The 16387-nt window shown below is 63.3% G+C and carries 14 protein-coding genes; 1 reads left to right on the top strand and 13 read right to left on the bottom strand.

All coding sequences use genetic code 11. The features are described from left to right. Positions 1–12 precede the first annotated feature (12 nt). Together ACQ4WS_RS05155 and ACQ4WS_RS05150 are read right to left on the bottom strand one after the other, a co-directional pair. Positions 13–558 (bottom strand): RNA 2'-phosphotransferase, encoded by a 546-nt coding sequence (locus tag ACQ4WS_RS05155; RefSeq protein WP_436474262.1) that lies wholly within the window; start codon positions 556–558, stop codon positions 13–15. Between the two features lie 17 nt (positions 559–575). Continuing rightward, entirely contained in the window at positions 576–2600 is a 2025-nt protein-coding gene (locus ACQ4WS_RS05150; RefSeq protein WP_436474260.1) for a TonB-dependent receptor, read from the bottom strand. Positions 2601–2740: 140 nt separating this feature from the next. On the opposite strand from ACQ4WS_RS05150, the gene ACQ4WS_RS05145 reads away from it, so the two are divergent. Beyond that, positions 2741–3961, top strand: a complete 1221-nt coding sequence (locus tag ACQ4WS_RS05145; RefSeq protein ID WP_436474258.1) for a response regulator — start codon at positions 2741–2743, stop codon at positions 3959–3961. Here the strand turns inward: ACQ4WS_RS05145 and ACQ4WS_RS05140 are convergent. The 11 genes from ACQ4WS_RS05140 to hemB all read right to left on the bottom strand — a co-directional run bounded on the left by ACQ4WS_RS05140 (position 3946) and on the right by hemB (position 16311). After that, entirely contained in the window at positions 3946–4326 is a 381-nt protein-coding gene (locus tag ACQ4WS_RS05140; RefSeq protein ID WP_436474256.1) for an immunity 22 family protein, read from the bottom strand. The two genes, ACQ4WS_RS05145 and ACQ4WS_RS05140, sit on opposite strands and share 16 nt — an antisense overlap. A 2-nt stretch (positions 4327–4328) precedes the next feature. Continuing rightward, complete coding sequence (locus ACQ4WS_RS05135; RefSeq protein ID WP_436474254.1) at positions 4329–7034, bottom strand: polysaccharide deacetylase family protein; 2706 nt, start codon at positions 7032–7034, stop codon at positions 4329–4331. A 124-nt stretch (positions 7035–7158) separates the two neighbouring features. Next, positions 7159–8463 (bottom strand): homogentisate 1,2-dioxygenase, encoded by a 1305-nt coding sequence (gene hmgA / locus ACQ4WS_RS05130; RefSeq protein WP_436474252.1) that lies wholly within the window; start codon positions 8461–8463, stop codon positions 7159–7161. Beyond that, positions 8460–8645, bottom strand: a complete 186-nt coding sequence (locus tag ACQ4WS_RS05125) for a DUF2783 domain-containing protein (protein ID WP_034785812.1) — start codon at positions 8643–8645, stop codon at positions 8460–8462. Before ACQ4WS_RS05125 ends, hmgA begins: the two co-directional genes overlap by 4 nt. A gap of 12 nt (positions 8646–8657) precedes the next feature. Beyond that, entirely contained in the window at positions 8658–10337 is a 1680-nt protein-coding gene (locus ACQ4WS_RS05120) for an FAD-dependent oxidoreductase (protein ID WP_436474250.1), read from the bottom strand. A 13-nt stretch (positions 10338–10350) separates the two neighbouring features. After that, positions 10351–11715 carry an MFS transporter gene (locus tag ACQ4WS_RS05115; protein WP_436474249.1) on the bottom strand — a complete coding sequence of 455 codons (1365 nt, stop codon included), beginning with the start codon at positions 11713–11715 and terminating at the stop codon, positions 10351–10353. A gap of 153 nt (positions 11716–11868) precedes the next feature. After that, positions 11869–12267 carry a DUF1842 domain-containing protein gene (locus tag ACQ4WS_RS05110; RefSeq protein ID WP_436474247.1) on the bottom strand — a complete coding sequence of 133 codons (399 nt, stop codon included), beginning with the start codon at positions 12265–12267 and terminating at the stop codon, positions 11869–11871. A 200-nt stretch (positions 12268–12467) separates the two neighbouring features. Next, positions 12468–13286, bottom strand: coding sequence for a helix-turn-helix domain-containing protein (locus tag ACQ4WS_RS05105; protein ID WP_436474245.1), 819 nt, complete (start codon positions 13284–13286; stop codon positions 12468–12470). 26 nt (positions 13287–13312) lie between these two features. Beyond that, positions 13313–13822 (bottom strand): peptide-methionine (S)-S-oxide reductase MsrA, encoded by a 510-nt coding sequence (gene msrA, locus ACQ4WS_RS05100; RefSeq protein WP_436474243.1) that lies wholly within the window; start codon positions 13820–13822, stop codon positions 13313–13315. A gap of 56 nt (positions 13823–13878) precedes the next feature. Next, the gene (locus tag ACQ4WS_RS05095; RefSeq protein ID WP_436474241.1) at positions 13879–15222 is read right to left on the bottom strand and encodes an MBL fold metallo-hydrolase; all 1344 of its coding nucleotides are present in this window, start codon (positions 15220–15222) and stop codon (positions 13879–13881) included. A 114-nt stretch (positions 15223–15336) separates the two neighbouring features. Beyond that, a complete protein-coding gene (gene hemB / locus ACQ4WS_RS05090; RefSeq protein ID WP_099763596.1) occupies positions 15337–16311 on the bottom strand; it encodes a porphobilinogen synthase in 975 nt (324 codons plus the stop codon). Between the last annotated feature and the right edge of the window lie 76 nt (positions 16312–16387).

Below are 16387 nucleotides of genomic sequence, written 5' to 3'. Positions count from 1 at the left end.
GTGCATGCCGATTCAAGGAAAGCCGATAAACGCCTGTGGCACGGCGTCCGCCAGCCACACGCCATTATCCGACACGTAAAACACGTGGCCCTGCGCCTGCATGGCGGCTGCCGCCACCGTCAGCACGACGGGCTTGCCATGGCGCGCGCCGACGGCCACGGCCGTTTCGTGCTTGCTGGACAGGTGCACGTGGTTGCGCGATCCGGGCAGCAGGCCGGCAGCGCGGATCGCTTCGACAAAGCGGCTGGCCGTGCCGTGGTACAGCACGGCGGGCGGTATTGCGGGCGGGAGAGCGATATCGACGGCAGCCAGCGAGTGGCCCTGGTTGGCGCGGATGCGCAAGCCGTCGTCGCTGATGGCGTAGCGCGTCTTGCTGTCGCGCGCCACCACGTCATCCAATTGTTCACGGGAAAGACGGCGGCCATGCTGGGCCGCCAGCGCCAGCAGCTGGGCGATGTCGGCCCAGCCGTTTGTATCGAGCGCGAGGCCGATTTTCTCGGGGGCGTGGCGCAGTATGAGGGAAAGAAATTTACTGGTATGTACTAAATTATCTGTCATGTCCCAGTTTACCGTTATCAGAACGAATATGACAAGCTCAGGCGCGCGGAACGGGGTTCGACCGGATGAAAATGCCGGTCGTCCACCCCGTCCGCCCCCTCGCCGGGCAGGCGCGAGGCATAGTAATAGTCGATGTCGCTGGCGCGCTTGTTGAACAGGTTGAACACGTCGAGCGACAGCCGCGTTTTGCGGTTAAGCTGATACGCCAGGCGCGCATACGCCAGGGTGGTCGCGGCGGAGCGCACGCTATTGTCCTCGATCAAGGGACGGGGGCCGAAATGGCGCAGCTGGAAGGCGCCCGACCAGGGGCCCTGGTCCGTCACCGTCACGCCAAACGAGGCTACCTTGTCAATCGAGCCGGGGATGAAATTGCCGGCCGGATCATTTTGCGTGTAGCGCGAGCGCGAGACGGCCAGGTCCAGGTCGAACAGCAGCCAGGGCGCGGCGATGTAATGGTTGTTCCACTCGATGCCGTGGCGGCGGCTGGCGCGGCTCGCTTCCGTTTCGCCTGCGTCACCGACAAACAGCAGCTCCGACGCGATGTCGAGGCGCCACAGGGCCAGCGAGCTTTGCAGGCCCGGCAGCCATTCCGTGCGCGCCCCCAGCTCCATACCCTTGGTCGGCACCAGGGGCGTCACGGGCGCGGACGGCGTACCATCAGCCAAGCGCGTCTGCGTCGTGCCGCGCGCATCGTTGCTGTGGAATCCTTTACCGTAGTTCACGAAGAATTCCGTCTTGCTCCATGGCCCAAGAATCAATGACAGCTTGGGCGACACCACGTGGTCGTTCGCCGTGCCGCTGTTGCCCTCCACGCTGCTGTCAACTTTGAAACGGTAGGCATCGTAGCGCAGGCCCGCCACGGAACGCAGCCAGGGCAGCCATTGCACCGTGTTTTCACCATACAGGCCAACGCTGGCCTCGCGCACCCGGTCTTCGCGCACCGTACCTTGCCGCACCCGCTCCAGCGTGTTGTACAGGCCCACGGGCGACAACCGGTCGACACGCGCCTGCACGCCAAGCTTGTTGCGCAGGGGAAGACCGAACAGTTGCGTGGTCCAGCTTTCGCTGGCATTCACGCCCGCCACCGTGCGCCGCTCGCTTTGCTGGAACTGGTCGCCCGCTGCCGGGTTGGCCAGGAAATAAGTGAAATCGCTGTTGAGCTCAAGCTGCGAGCGGATCAGGTAAGCATCGAGCTCGAACAGCCGGTTCTCCGTGCGCTTGCGCATGGCGTATGACAGGCTGTAGCGCGACGTATCGCCGCCGTCGCTGGGCGCCAGCGAGCCGAAACGGCCGATCTGGCCAGACTCCACGGCACGCAGCGGCACCTGGTCGGTGGCGTTCCAGCTATTTTTATAGGCCATGCCCGTCACGCTGAAGCCGTCGTCTTGCGTGCCCTGGCTGTAGCGCAGCATGCCGCTATATTTACGCACCTTTTCCGGCACGTCCCAGGGGCCATTGTTGCGCTGTAATTCCAGGCCGTACAGCAAGGTACCTTGTCCTGCATCAAAGGAATCGGCTGCTACGCCGCGCACATAGCCGTGCTGGCCGATGGACATGCTGGCCTGGCCTTGTGGCAATTTGTCGGCCAGACGGATGCGGGCGCTCCCTGCCGAGGAAAAATCGCCTTCGCCGGCGAAGTACGGCCCCTTCTTGTAATCGATGCGCTGCACCAGCTCGGGGATGAGGAAATTGAGGTCGGAATAGCCCTGGCCATGGGCATGCGTGCGCATGTTGACGGGCATGCCGTCGACGTGGGTGGCGAAATCCGTGCCGTGATCCAGATTGAAACCGCGCAGAAAATACTGATTGGCCTTGCCGTCGCCGCTGTGCTGGGTGACGATCAGGCCCGGCACGAATTCCAGCAACTCCCCCGTGCGCAAGGCGGGCCGGTTGACGATCAATTCGCTGGTGATGACACCCTGGCTGGCCGCGTCCGACGTGCCGACGGCGTTGTCATAGTGGCCCGTCACCCGCACGGTACGGGCCTCGTCGGCGACGCTAGTTGCGTCGACCGGTGCTGCCAGGCAACCCGTGCTCAACATGATCAGCGCACAAGCTGCCGTTTGTTTGCGTTTTATCAATCGCATCGCGTCTTCCCTTTTTATGATGTCAGTACAGGCTCCCAAGGACTATATACGCGGCAGGCTGGCTGCCTGGATTCAGCTTTTTTCAAGGAGCGACCGTGGACTTGAATGACAGCGCCGGCAAGGCAACCAGCACTGACGCCGCCGTGCGCAAGCGCGATGTGCTGCCGTATATCCTGCTGCTCATCCTGCTGGCGGGCTTGCTGGCCGTGCTGGCCGGCGCCCTGCTGCCACCCTACTACCACGCCGTGCCGGCGCTGCTGTGGAGCCTGGGCTTTTGCGTCAGCGGCATGCTGCTGGGATTTCTTTTCGGCATACCGCGCTCCCTGCCATCGGGCACCGTCAACCTGGCGCCGCCCGACGAGCGCACCAATGGCAAGAGCCGGCCCACGGACGAGCCACCCGCCGCCGGGGCTGATACCGCGCCGGGCAACGCCAGCAATACCCTGTTCCTGGGCACGCCCACGCCCATGGAAATCAATTCAAATCTGGTGGAAGTGTCGGACTGGCTGACGAAAATCATCGTCGGCGTGGGCTTGATCGAGCTCAAAAGCCTGCCCGGCAGCGCGCGCAGCATGGCCGCCTTCATCGCACCCAGCCTGGACACCGCTATGGGTACGGCCATGGCCGTCGTGGGCGGCATCATGCTGTTCTTCTCCGTGCATGGTTTTTTGATCGGCTACCTGCTCACGCGCATTTATCTGTCCATCATGATCAAGCGCGCCGACAGCCTCGTCAAGAACGAATCCGTGCGCCTCGAAAGCGGCAAGGAAATCGAAGTGACGGAACTGAGCCGCTTACAGCAAAAATCGCTCGAGGACATGCAAGAAGCCGTGACGCAGCTGCTGCTGGCCCATCCCCCGGACGGGGGCGCCGCAGCCACGGCCCTGGCCGGCATGCCGGCAGAGAAAAAGCCCGCCAGCCTGGTGCTGTGGCTGGACGACCATCCGCGCAACAATACCTTGCTGGTGGAACAGCTGGAACGGGAAAACATCAAGGTAGACCAGGCAGTGTCGACGCGCCAGGCACTCGACATGTTGCAACAGAAGCACTATGCGCTGCTGATCACGGACATGGCACGGGTGGAGAACCGCCGGCGCATCAAGGATGCGGGCGTGCGCACGGTGCGCGACGTGCGGCAGGCCCAGCCCGCGTTGCCCATCATCGTGTATTGCAGCAAGGATACGCTCGCCAGTTACGGCACGCAAGCGGAAGCGGCTGGCGCACGTTTCATCACCACCTCAGGCACCAGCCTGCTGGCGGCCGTCAACAAGCTATTACATGAAGAACGCCGGGACGCCGATCAATCCAGCCGGTAACGGTAGCTGCCCACGTAATGGAGCGAACTGCGCTGCGGGTGCGCCAGCTGATTCGGCGCAAACACGCACACGCTCGTGTCGGCAAGCACACCCTGAACCTCGGCATCCGCGCACGCCTGTGCCAGCCAGCTGTCGCCATACGACACGCCATCGAGCAATTGCGCCAGCGGCGCGGCCGACGCCAGCATCGCGCTTTCAACACAGGCCGGCTCGTAGCAGGTGAGGCCCGTTTCCAGGAAGAATGGCGATGGCACGGCATCGCCATCCTCCGTGTACGTGGGCGCCAAATATGCCTGCAGCGCTTCCCAGCCGGCAAAGTGGCCGTTGCAGGCAAACACGTGGACGGTGGTCACGGTGCGAGACAAGCCTACAGCTTCTCCATCTTTTGCCGCACGGCTGGGGCCGTCGAGGCCGTCGGCGCCAGTTCCAGGTAGGTTTTGTACGCGGCCTTGGCCTTGGCGGCATCGCCAGCCCTGGCATACGCGTCGCCCAGGTTTAGGTAAGCAATGGCGCGCGACGGGTCCATCTTGACGGTGTTTTCAAACCAGCGGGCCGCTTCGCGGTATTTTTCCTGCTTGTAAAAGACAAAGCCCAGGTTGTTGGCCGCCAGCGCGAAGTCGGGGCGCAATTTCAGCGCTTCCGTAAATTGCGCTTCCGCCGCCGCATATTGTTTCTCCTTGTACAGCTGCAAGCCACGGTCGTTGGCCCGCTGCGCCAGCTGGCGCGTGGACGTCGGCACGGCGCCCGGCGTGACTATCTTCTGTTCGCCGCCCTGCAAGTCCTTTACCGTCACGCTGGCCGCTTGCGGCTTGGCGTCCAGTTTGCTGTTCAGGGCGATGGCTTCCGTCGACAGCTGCGCCGTGTTCGGGCTGAGGAATTCCGTCTCGCCCGGCAATTCAAAGACGAAATCGCCCCCTTCCGATCCCGGCAGGCTGCCAAACGCGGGCGTCTGGTTCGAGACGCTGGACACGGCCGGCGCCACGTAAGCCGCCAGTTCCGTGGCCGTGATCAGGCCATCACCGTTCAGGTCACCCTTGCCCGCCAGACCCTGCAGCAGGGTCCAGGTAAATACGGAGTGGCCGTTCGGCCCGCCATCGGCCACCAATTGGTCGCCGCCGCCAGCCGTCAGCATTTGCCGGCCGATGCGCTTGGCGTTGTCACGCAGGAAGGAGCTGGAACCGGCGCCCCGCGTCAGGCCCAGGCCGCTGTAGCAGGCGTCCATGACAAAGAACGCATGCTTGGCTGTCAGGGACTCGGCGATATTCTGGATTTCCGTCATCGGGATCGCATCCGTGGCGAACTGCGCCGGATCGGAATCGACGGGCACGATGTAGCCCAGGTCGCGCCCGGAGCTGAGCTTGCGCGTGGCGCCGTGGCCGGCAAAGAAGACGAAGATGCGGTCATTCTTTTGCACGCCGCCATGCGCCAGCTTGTCGTGGAAGGCGGCCAGGATATTGTTGCGCGTCGCTTCGCCATTTTTGAGGGTCACGACACGCTCGGGCGCGAATGCGAATTTTTCGATCAGGGTTTCGCGGATGCCTTGCGCATCGCGCACGGCATATTGCAATTTAGGCCACTTTGCATAATCGTCGATGCCGATCACCACGGCCCAGGAATTGGCATAACCGGTGGTCACAGGCACTTTTTCCGGCGCGGGCGCCGTGCTTTTTGCCACCTGGAAGCTCGTGCCATCCCAGCCCGCGAATTGGTAGCCTTCCGCGATCAGCTTGTCGAGTACGGCCGGCAAGGCTTTCACCGTGCGTTCGTGGATGTCGTGGAACAAGATGATGCCGCGTCCCGCCTTGTCGACGGACGCCAGCACGCGATTCGTGATGGAGCTGGGCACGGGGTCGGCCCAGTCCAGCGAATCGATATTCCACATCACGGATTTCAACTGCGCATCGGCCAGCGCGGCCATGCCTTCGCTATTGCGCGCGCCATACGGAAAGCGGAACAGCGCAGCCCGCTCGGGGCTGATGGCTTTCAACAGGGTGTCCGTGCCGAGAATTTCGCCTTTCAGCTTGTCGCCCGTCTGCTTGGATAACTGTGCATGGCTGAAACTGTGGTTGCCCACGGCATAGCCCTCTTTCATCAGCTTGCGGCTCACTTCCGCGCCCGCGTTCAGCTTGGCGTGGCCTTCCGCGTCGAGCGAACCCAGGTTGCGGCCCACGTTGAAGAACACGGCCGGCACGCCATATTGTTTCAAAATGGCGCTGATTTCTTCCGTGTAGCGGCGGTGTGGGCCGTCGTCGAAGGTCAGCACGATGGTTTTCTTCGGCAAGCCCAGGCCGAAGATTTCCGCCTCATCTTTTTTTGGCGCCGGCTTGGCTTCGGGTATCGTGCCAGCTGACGGCGCGGCCGGTGGCACGGCATACGGTACAACGATGCCGTTTTCCTTCAAAATCTGTTCGCGGCTGTAGAGCTTTTTCAGCTGCGCCACGTAATCGTCCCAGCGTTCGCGCTTGAGTTCGATGGCACGCTGGCCCAGGTTGCCGAAGATTTGCCGGATTTCCTTCTCGTAATTGCGCTCGATCTCGCCCAGCGCGTCGATATCTTCGGAAATGCGCTTGTGCAGCTTGATGGCCGGCAAGGAGGTATCCTTGGCCACGTCGGCCAGCATGCTTTGCAGCAGCTCGCGGAAAGCCAGGCGGTCCGCGTCATACAGACCGGGGTCGGATTCGACATACGTCAATAAACTGTCGAGCGCCTCGAAGCGGCCCGGATTGGTGGGCGCAGTCAATTGATCCAGCGCAAGATCGAGCTTGGCGATGCGTTCCTGGTTTTCATGGAACAGCGCCTGCCCCACTTTACGCGCTTCATCGCGCGCGCCTTCCGGCAGACTTTGCTCGTCGGCCAGCAGCACGATAATCTTGCGGAAATTGCCCAGCAAGTCGCGGAACTGGGCGGCCACGGCGGCCGTATCAACGGTGGACTGCGGTGCGGCGGCCGGGCTGCCCGAAGCGGGAGCACCCGGCGTGGCGGTGGCGGCGGGACGGGTGTAGGTATAAATGCCGGCCCCAGCGGCGAGAGCCACGACGACGGTGGCGGCGATCTTGATCGGCTTGGAAGTCACAGACTTATTTTTCCCTTCAACTACGGAGTAAGGCGGCGCACGTGCGCCGACAGTTTCTTATTCCGTAATTGTAGAGCACGCCTGGCAATATGGGCCGTACGATTATTGCCAGGCAGCCAAGGGGTCACAGCGGATCCGGATCAAAATGCTTGCGCAAGCCTTGCCAGCATGCGAAGTAATCGTTTTGCAGCAGGCCTCCATTCAAGGCGAACGGCGTCGGCTTGAGGATGGTGCGCGTCTCGAACATGAAGGCCATGGTGTCGCCCACCTTGACGGGCGCGGACGTGTCGCTGCGCGAGGCTTTTTCGAACGTCTGCGCATCGGGACCATGGCCGGACATGCAGTTGTGCAGGCTGGCCCCGCCCGGCACGAAACCGGCCGCCTTGGCGTCGTACACGCCGTGGATCAGGCCCATGAATTCGCTGGCCACGTTGCGGTGAAACCAGGGTGGGCGGAAGGTATGTTCGGCGGCCAGCCAGCGCGGCGGGAAGATGGCGAAGTCGATGGCGCCGAATAAAGGATTTTCGCTGGGCGCCTGCAGCACGAGGAAGATCGACGGGTCAGGATGATCGTAGCTGATCGAGCCGATGGTGTTAAAGCGGCGCAAATCGTATTTGTAGGGCGCGTAATTGCCATGCCAGGCCACCACGTCCAGCGGCGAATGGTCGAGGGTCGTGCGCCACAGATGGCCACCGAACTTGGCCACCAGTTCGCACTCGCCATCGATGTCTTCATACGCCGCATGCGGCGTGAGGAAGTCGCGGCTATTGGCCAGGCCGTTCGAGCCGATGGGGCCCATGTCGGGCAGGCGGAAAGCCGTGCCGAAGTTTTCACACACATAGCCGCGCGCCGTGCCGTCCGGCAGGGTCACGCGGAAGCGCACGCCGCGGGGAATGACGGCGATTTCCTGCGGTTCCAGCTCGATCAAGCCCAGCTCCGTGGCGATCGCCAGCCGGCCTTCCTGCGGCACGACCAGCAATTCGCCATCGGCCGAATAAAAGAAGCGCTGCATGGCGCGGTTGGCCGCATACACGTGGATGGCGCAACCGCTCATCGCTTCGGCGCTGCCATTGCCGGCCATCGTTTGCCAGCCATCGATGAAGTCCACCGGCGTACTGCTGTCGGGCAGCGGCAGCGGGTCCCAGCGCAGCTGGTTCGGCGGCGTGGGCGGCATGGCGTGGAAATCGCTGACGATGCGGGTGTTTGCCAACAAGGTAAACGGCGGATGCTGGCTGGCGGGACGGATGCGGTACAGCCATGAACGCCGGTTCTGCGCGCGTGGCGCCGTAAAGGCCGTGCCCGACAATTGTTCCGCGTACAGGCCCAGCGGCGCCTGCTGCGGCGAATTTTGCCCCTGCGGCAAGGCGCCGGGCACGGCTTCCGTGGCAAATTCGTTGCCGAAGCCGCTTTGGTAGCCGGCGCCTATCATGCGCGCTCCCCCAAACCGTCGGCCGCGTCGCGCAGCAAGCCCTGCACCACGTCAGCCTTGCCGATGGCGCCCATGGCCAGCAAGGCGAAGCGGGCCAGGAACAGGGGCGAACGCTGTTCGCCCAGGCCGCCCATGGTGTGGCACAGCTCGGTGTAAAGATTGTCCAGTTCGATATCGGTCATATTGTCTCCTTGTTACTTTGATTGGGCGATGCCGGCCGCCGCCAGCGCCGCCGCCACCTGCCCCGCCTGCACCTCGCGCCAGCGGCCCAGCACGTGGCCATCGGGACGCACGAGGTAAAACGTGCCTGGCAGCGCATCAAACAGCGAGAATACCTGCGCCGTGTGGTCCCAGGCGCACCCTTGCGCCCCGCTGCGGGCGATCGCCACCGTCGTCAACGGTAACATGTCGCCCAGCGCCAGCAGTTCCGCGGGCACGGCACCATCGTCGCTGAAGTACAGTCCCGTAAAATCGCCGTCGGCGCGCTGCACCAGATCGGTAATATACCCCGCTTTTTGCGCGCCGTTGTGCGGCAGCGCCAGCGGACATTCCGGCAAGACCGTACCCGGCGCCGGGCCGGCGGCAAACGTCGCGCTCTCTGGCGCATTCAGGGGCGACTGCGCATAGGCGATGGCGCTGGTCTGGCGCGGGTTGATCAGGGAGCGCACGTGCGCATGCTTGCCCGCCAGGCCCAGCACGGCCGTGCGCATCAGCTCGAAGGCAAAGGTGGGCGGCGCCATGAATTCGGTGCTTTTCGTGCCGTGGCGCAGGTTTTCACGGGCAGCGTACACGCGCTCGTCCGAATAGCTGTCCAGCAAGGCATGCGGCGCCTGGCCCTTGACGACATACGCGAGCTTCCAGGCCAGATTGTCCGCATCGTCGATGCCCGAGTTCGCTCCGCGCACGCCGAAGATGGGCACCAGGTGGGCCGCGTCGCCCGCGAACAGCACGGGGCCATGCCGGTATTTCTCCAGGGTCAGCGCGTTGGCTTTATAGATGGTGATCCACACGGGATGCCACGGCGCCTTTTCCCCCATCATGGCCAGCAGGCTGTCCACGCGGGGCGACACGCTTTCCAGCAGCACAGCCGCCTGCGCATCCTCGTCGTCGCGCAATTGATAGTCGATGCGCCAGATATCGTCGGGCTGCTTGTGCACCAGCACGGTCGAGCCGGGATTCGACGGCGGGTCGAAATACGCGAGGCGCTCCGTCGGGCGATCGCTCTGCAGGTGGATATCGACGATCACATAGCGCCCTTCATAGCTGGTGCCTTGCAATTTAAGGCCCAACGCCTCGCGCACCACGCTGCGCCCGCCATCGGCCGCCACCAGCCAGTCCGTCTCGATTTTGTAGGTTTCATCGGACGTTGCCACGGTGACGGTGGCGCCGTCGGCGCGCTGGTCCACGCCAGTGACCCGCGTTTGCCAGCGGATATCGATCAGCTCCGGCAAGCGCTCAGCCGCGTCGAGCAGGAATTGCTCGATATGGTATTGCGCCAGGTTGACCATGGGCGGCAGCTTCTGGTTCGCGTCTTGCGGCATCGTGAAGTGCAGCACTTCCGCATCGCGGTAAAAGCTGCGTCCGCCCGCCCAGGGCAAACCCTTGGCCAGGAAACCGTCAAGCGCGCCCAGACGGGCTATGATTTCCAGGCTGCGCCGCGAGATGCAGATGGCGCGGCTGCCCGTGCAGACGCCATCGTCCGCTTCGATCAGCACGCAGCGCACGCCGTGGCGCGCCAGGCCCAGGGCCGTGACCAGCCCCACGGGACCGCCGCCGACGATCAGGACCGGCACATGCTGCGTGCCGGTACCAACTGCTTTGCCGGGCGGATACACCTTCGGCACATGGGGATAAGGGTGAAATGTGTCGCTCATGATGGGTTCCTCTTCAAGAATGTGTTTTACCGGCACGCGCGATGGGCAGGGTCAGCACGATGGCCGCGCCTGCCACCAGCAGCACGCTGGCGTACAGCAAGCCGGTGGCAAAGCTGTGCGTCAAATCCTTCAGCCAGCCCACGACGACGGGGTTCAGGGCCGAGCCGATATTGCCCGTGGCATTGATGACGGCGATACCGATGGCGCGCGCGCCCAGGCTCAGCGCACGGTCCGGTGTCGTCCAGAAGACGGACATGGCCGTGTAAGCGCCCGTCGAGGCCATGCACACGCCCAGCAACTGCACCACGGGATTGCCGGAATACGCGGTGAAGAGCCAGCCGGCGGCCGACAGCAGCATGGGCCAGACGATGTGCCAGCGGCGCTCCTGCAGGCGGTCCGAGCGGCGGCCCCACAGAATCATGCCGATCACGGTACATACTTGCGGGATGGCGGCCAGCAAACCGATCTGCGTGTTGCTGGCGTTGCTATTAAAACTTTTCACGATCAGCGGCGTCCACACGGCTACCATGGCCAGGGTATTGACCAGGCAAAAATAGGCGATGCCGAATTTCAGCACGGTAGGAGACAGCATTTCCGCCAGCACCGAGATCTTTTGCTGTGGCGCGATGTGCACTGCGGCAGGCTTGTGCTCGGCCGCCAGCATGCGCGCCAGCACTTGCTGTTCCAGCCTGCCCAGCCAGTTCGCCTTGTTGGGAGAATCGTCCAGGTAGCCGTACACGGCCAGGCCCAGCAGCACGGAAGGCATGCCTTCGAGCAAGAACAGCCATTGCCAGCCCTTCAAGCCCCAGTGGCCATCGAGGCCCAGGATCAGGCCCGACAAGGCCGAACCGATGGCGGCCGTGACGGGCATGGCGATCATGAACAGGGCATTGGCGCGCGCCCGGTAGGCGCTGGGGAACCAGTAGGTCAGGTACAGCAGCATGCCGGGCAGGAAGCCCGCCTCCGTCACGCCGACGAGAAAGCGCAGCGCATACAGGCTGGCGGGCCCGCTGGCGAACAGGGTCGCCGTCGAGGCGAGGCCCCAGGCGATCATCATGCTGCCGATCCATTTACGCGCGCCGATGCGGGCCAGCACGATGTTGCTGGGAATGCTGCACGCGATATAGGCGATATAAAACAGGGTGGTGGCAAAGCCGAACTGGGTGCCGGACAGGCCCAGGTCTTGCATCATGGTCAGGCCGGCGAAGCCGATATTGATGCGATCAAGAAAGGAAAACACGAACAGCAGGAACAAAAATCCCAGCAGGTGGCGCGACACCTTGCGCATCACCTGCTGTTCCAGTTGGACGGTGGCCGCGTCAGGAACGGGCGCAGTAGTAGCGGAAATGGCGGGGGTAGCCGCCTGGGTGATGGTCATGCTTGTCTCCATAAGGTGTCACTCTTCCCTTGTTGATTTTATTGGGTAAGAGTTGCCGGATGCTCCGGCTTGAGACACAGTATGCAGACGACTACGCCAAAGGCTGTCCCCATTTTTGGGACAGCCTTTGGCCAAAAGAACTAGCCGGCGTGCCTAGCCGCGTTTCTTGATGGGCACGTTGTCAATCTTCTGGTTGCCATAGATGAAGGAGCCGTGGCCGCTCCAGTTGTTGTCGGTCACAAAGGTCGCTTCGAACTTGGCCAGGTAGCTGCCGATGGCCGGTGGCGGCACGGACACCACGTATTCGCCGCTCAGGCTGAAGACGCGCGTGGCGCCGCCGATGCCCAGGCCGTGCACGGGACCGCTGACGGGACGGATCACCACGCGGCCATTCGGCGGCGCGATCGATTGCGTGATCAGGGCTTCGCCGCTGACGCTGCCGTCAGCGGGATTGTAAAACAGGGCCAGATTCAGGATGGGTGCGCCAGGCAGGCCGAGATTGCCGGCGATCAGATAGACGTGTTCTACCGCATTCAGTTCAGATGAGGACACAATGGACTCCTTCGGGGAATGCTTCCTGAGCCATGAAAAGGTGGAGATCGCGCGCGGCGACAGGCACTGGCTATCAGCCTTGCCGATGGCCGTTATTCGGTGGCGCATCAACACTCTGCCAGTAGCATAGCCCTTATTTTCGTGCCAATATGCTCACATTATTGCCTTGAATTTCAGAAATTTTATGCTGTACACAGCATCTATATCGCTGGCGGCCCCAGACATAGCGCAAACAATTGACGCTGGCTGGAAATGCCCAGGCGTTTATAGGCGCGTTTTTGATAAGTGATGACGCTGGACGGCTGCACGCCCATGCTCTCGGCAATTTCCACAGCCGTGAGCCCTTCGAGCACACCGCGCAACACGTCAAGCTCGCGCTTGCTCAATTGCGGGCCATGCTGGCGCAGCCGGGCCAGCATCATGGGCGAGACGCCCAGCGCGGGCTGGCCCTTCAGGCTGTAGTGGTGTTTCGCCGCATACGCCAGCAGCGGCGACAAGGTTTCGACGGCAGCGATTTCGCCGGGCTGGAACTGGCCCTGGCTGCTGTCGCGGTAGAAATTGACGGACAGCCAGATTTCACCGGCTGGCTGCACCAGCAGGGATAAACGGTCCGAGACATTCGGTTTTTGATAGCAGGTGGCGCGGTAGCCCGGATGGTCGATCTCGTCGCTGGCCTGCTGGTGCAGCACAATGGCGGGATCGAGTTTCCGCCCCGGCGCCGCAGCAATCACGCGCTGGTTGCCATCAAGCGCGTAGTAGTGGCGCGCGTAACTCTCGGCAATGTCTTGCAGGAAACGGCCCCCGCGCCGGTCGGCCACGGCGACAGTGCGGGGGCGGTTGCCAAATTCATAGGCAAAGATCGTGCACTGGGCAATGGGCGCGACCGTGCTGACCGTTTTCAGGATGGCCCCGGCGACGGCATTCACGTCGGCATGGCCGATGGCCGCCATCAGCTCCAGGGTACGCCCGAAGTCCAGCTGCCCTTCCGCCTGCCGCCGCTCGACGCGCCAGTAACGCATGCCCGCTCCCCCCTCTTCCTCTTCGCTTACTGCGTGCGCTGCGGCAAGACCCAGTCGGGCCGGATGTAGTGGCAGGTATAGCCATGCGGCAAGCGCTGCAGATAATCCTGGTGCTCCGGTTCCGCTTCCCAGAACGGGCCGGCCGGCGCCACTTCCGTCACCACCTTGCCGGGCCACAGGCCGGAAGCGTCGACGTCGCGGATGGTGTCTTCCGCTACCCGTTTTTGCTCTTCGGTGGTGTAAAAGATGGCCGAACGGTAACTCGTGCCCCGGTCATTGCCCTGGCGGTCCGGCGTGCTGGGGTCGTGGATCTGGAAGAAGAATTCCAGTATCTTGCGGTAGCTGATGGTGTTCGGGTCGAAGATGATCTCGATCGCTTCCGCGTGCGTGCCGTGGTTGCGGTAGGTGGCGTTGGCCACGTCGCCGCCGCTATAGCCCACGCGCGTGGCGATCACGCCCGGATAACGACGCAGCAAGTCTTGTACGCCCCAAAAGCAGCCGCCGGCCAGGATCGCGGTTTCATTGTCTTGTGCCATGGTGTCTTTCCCGTTCTAGTCAGAAGCAGCTATCTTACTCTGTCGCGCGACTTTCTTCAGCGGGCCAGCAAGCGTTTGAGCTGCGCCGCCTGGTAGGCGCCGATGGCGTCGTTGAACAGGCAGCGTATCAAGGGGTCGTCGACGATGTCGGCTTCCTCCAGTGCGGCCCGCGTAGCCGCATCGAATGGGCCATCGTTGATGCGCATGTACATCGACGTCAGCGATTCCCCCAGCACCAGCGCCGCATGGCATTTCACCAGCGGCAGCTCGGTGGTCCAGCAGGGCGCCTCGCCCGTGTCGGGCACGAGATCGATCAAATCACCATGCGTGCGGTAATGTAAGACCGTGGCGGCGCCGTCATGGCCGTACAGGGCCAGGCGCCACAAACGGGGGGCCTGGAAGTAACTGTCCTCGGGCAGTTCCATGTCGCGGTAGCGCTCAAGTAAACCGTTCTGGCAAAAATCGAGCACCAGCGCCGTGTCGGCGGCGCTCAAGGGAGCGAAACGCCGGGCGATGTCGGCGGTCGCTGGCGGAACAAGCTCCGGGCGGTAGTCGAAATCCACGTCTTGCGGGCCCACGGGGATGACCCAGGGCAGCGGCGCGGCCGGCGCCATGCCGTGCGCATCGAGCCGCACGGCCGTCGATGGATCGAGGCGGAAGATGTGTGCCTCCGGCAGCGCGGCGCCGATCTCCTGCGCGAACTGGCGGTAGGTAATCGGGAACATCGCATGGTTGTACCAGGACCAGTCTTCCTGCACGAACTGGCAGGAACTGGGCACGAGGTAACGGGGAGCCAAGGCGCGCAGCTGCGCAATCCAGTCATCGGGGAGTGCCACAGCTCCCTGCTCGGCCTGCGACGGCGCGATGACGGCGATCTCGCGCATGGTCTGGAATGGCCACAGCACCATGTCCCACGGCGCAAAGGCGGCCAGCTGCGCCAGCGTCTCGGGGCCGATCCAGGAATCGACGACATTGAGCACATTCAGGCCCGCCGCGCGCACCTGGAACAGCGAGTCGACATCGTCGTCCAGCGCCCGGCGCGGGATCACCTCGATGGCGCCCACCCGCACGGGCACGTCCACGTGCAGCCGCTGCACATGCGTAAAACCCAGCGCGCGCAGCATCGAAAACAGTTCGTCGAAGACGCAGTACAGGTAGATGGGCGTGGCGCGGTCGAGCACATCGAGGCTGTCGAGCGAGCAGTGGTCGTCGTGGAAGTGCGAAATGAAGACGGCATCCCAGCGCAGCCGGCGCACGGCGTCGAGGTCGAAGCGCACGGACGGAAACGCGTGGCAGTTGCGGCTGAACGGATTTTCGACGATGGGATCGAAGGCGATGGCCGTGCCTTCGCATTCGAAGACATAGCCGGCGTGCAGGATGCGGGAGATTTTCAGGGGCATAGATAAGCTAAATAAACCCAGCGGCGGAAATACCGGGGTCGGACCCTGAGGGTCCGACCCCAGACTTTGCCTTTGGGGTAAAAAAGGATGCTAGCTGTGCGCCAGAGACAAGCTTCAATACGGATTATTCAGCACATCCATCGCGAAATACGTAAAGATCATGTCCGCGCCCGCGCGCTTGATGGCGCCGAGGGTTTCCTGCACCACGCGGCGCTCGTCGATGGCGCCGGCTTGCGCGGCGAACTTGATCATCGCGTACTCGCCGCTGACCTGGTAGGCGCCGATCGGTAAACGCGTCACTTCACGCAGGTCGCGGATGATGTCAAGGTAGGCACCGGCCGGTTTCACCATCAGCGCGTCGGCGCCTTCGGCTTCGTCGATCAGCGACTCGCGGATCGCTTCGCGGCGGTTCATCGGGTCCATCTGGTACGTCTTGCGGTCGCCCTTGAGGGTGCTGCCGGCAGCGTCGCGGAAGGGGCCATACAGGCCGGAGGCGAACTTGGTCGAATACGCCATCACGGGCGTGTCGTGGAAACCGGCTGCGTCGAGCGCGCTGCGGATCGCCGCCACCTGGCCATCCATGGCCGCCGATGGGGCGATGATGTCGGCGCCCGCCTGGGCCGCGATGACGGCTTGCTTGCCCAGGTTCAGCACCGTGCTGTCATTGTCGACCGTGTCGCCATGCAGGATGCCGCAATGGCCGTGGTCCGTGTATTCGCAGAAGCAGGTGTCGGACATGACCACCATTTCCGGCACGGCGTCCTTGATGATGCGCGACATGCGCGCCACCAGGCCATCCGGGTTCAGCGTATCCGTGCCGTGGCTATCCTTGTGGTGCGAAATGCCGAAGGTCATGACGGAGCGCAGGCCGGCGCGCGCGTAGCGCTCCACTTCCTGCGCCAGCTTCGCTTCGGGAATGCGGCGCACGCCGGGCATGGACTTGATGTCGATGAAATCGCTGCTGCCTTCGTCGACGAAGATCGGCAGGACCAGGTCGCGCGGATTGATCTCGGTTTCGCGGAACAGCTCGCGCAGTTGCGGGGTCGCGCGCAGGCGGCGCATGCGCGAAGTTGGGTAGTGTGCTGGCATGGGGTGACTGGCTTCAGGTTAACAACGCCGATAAGTATACGCCGATCACGCCGCTTGCGCCGGGCCGCCCGGTAAA

This window comes from Janthinobacterium leeuwenhoeki (assembly GCF_051380795.1).
In the GTDB taxonomy this organism is placed as follows: domain Bacteria; phylum Pseudomonadota; class Gammaproteobacteria; order Burkholderiales; family Burkholderiaceae_D; genus Janthinobacterium.
This window is presented reverse-complemented; position numbering and strand designations above follow the sequence as displayed.